3 protein-coding genes are annotated in these 1429 nt (G+C 43.9%); 1 reads left to right on the forward strand and 2 read right to left on the reverse strand.

What is annotated here, in order from left to right:
* A partial coding sequence (locus tag QGG23_08385) for a hypothetical protein (GenBank protein ID MDP6049432.1) occupies nt 1-211 on the reverse strand: 211 nt, incomplete at its 3' end.
* A gap of 30 nt (nt 212-241) precedes the next feature.
* On the reverse strand, nt 242-970 hold the full coding sequence (locus QGG23_08390) for a hypothetical protein (protein MDP6049433.1): 729 nt from the start codon (nt 968-970) through the stop codon (nt 242-244).
* Nucleotides 971-996: 26 nt separating this feature from the next.
* Between QGG23_08390 and QGG23_08395 the strand changes: the two genes are divergently transcribed.
* Entirely contained in the window at nt 997-1173 is a 177-nt protein-coding gene (locus tag QGG23_08395) for a hypothetical protein (protein ID MDP6049434.1), read from the forward strand.
* Nucleotides 1174-1429: the final 256 nt, after the last annotated feature.

The following is a 1429-nucleotide window of genomic DNA, read 5'->3' on the forward strand; positions in this document are numbered from 1 at the left end:
CGACCCGAGCCACCAAGTCGGCGATCTCAAAGTCACGAAGAATCTTTCCAGACTCTCCCACCGCAGAGATGATTACACGAGCCCAACCCTGTCGAGTGTTATTCTTCGTGCGTGTCATAGCGAATTTATTGAGGGCTGTCTCTATGACCTCGCCCAAGTTTTCCAGAAGCTCCCTACGAGTCTCCCTGAAGATGCCCTTATTCTTACTCATACTATAACATCCTTGATTTTTCTCCCACTCTCAGCCCCATACTTTTATTCCTCTTTCTTTCAGAATTGGAGCTATTTCTCTAATGTTTTCTCGGCTGTAGATGTTTGAAAAGTACCTGTTCAGGTCTCCGATGCTGACATCGTTTATCGATCTTTTTTGGAAGAAGGACTCAATCTCGTCGGCTATTGAGATTAATTCTCCTTGATGTTTTGTGTCGCTTGGTTTTGGATAATGTGTGAAGTATCTCTCTATTGCGTTTGTTACATCTTCAGGTGTAACGCCTTTGGCTGTGTAGACGGCTGGATGTGGTCCTCTCTTGGAGGGATTGGGTCTGCTCTTAATGGTTACAGCTTCCGGGTTCATGATGTCGAGGTTTACGAGTCTCTCTTTGATCCTGTGTGCTGTTTGTTTGGTGACTCCGTATTTTTTCCAGAGTTCTAGGTGAGTGTAGGCTCTGTGTGTGTGGAGGTGTAAGATTACATCGAGACCGAAATATGATCCGGCAATAGTAAAAAGGGATTTGACTAATCTTCTTGAAAGAACCGGATCGTCATGTGAATTAGTAATATCATCATATAATTTGACTATTGTTTCAGTATAGATAGTATATTGGCTATTAGTCAAATCAGATTTGACCATTAGAGAGAGGGATTCATCTTTCACTTTCTCGATGTCATGTCGTTCTCTGGTCAGTATGTCGGAGATCGCCATCATCTCTTTATCCGGTTTCTGTGTTCTCCATCCTGCGATAATGCCCAAGTCTGAGGGAAGGAAGTCGAGACGGGGTGAAAGCAGGACTGCCTATCCGAAGTCCTGATGTCGAGACCAAGCTCGATATTCCCCGGTGTCCTCAACGGACTAAACATCTCTCGTTCCTCCTTGGACATGATCTCACATCGATCCGCCGTTCAACAGATACCTTAGAGCCCTCGATAAGCTACCGAGGCGATGCTCATCCCTAGTTTGCACTAGAATACCGTGAAGGTCCGGCTCGACCCAAACCTGCTTTCTCTCCATTCTGATTAGGAGGTGGTGATTAGAATATATATGCCCATAATATGAAAAAAGGTCTAAAGACTACTATATTTATTAAGACTTCTCCAACCAGTTCTAATTAAAAAGTATGTTCTGGGAATCATACACGAGAACATGGCTGATAGCGATGATGTTTCTGGCCTTTTGGTTGTAGAAACCCGAGCAGTGGATTAAATCCTTAAG

Source organism: Candidatus Bathyarchaeota archaeon (assembly GCA_030739585.1).
Classification (GTDB): domain Archaea; phylum Thermoproteota; class Bathyarchaeia; order TCS64; family TCS64.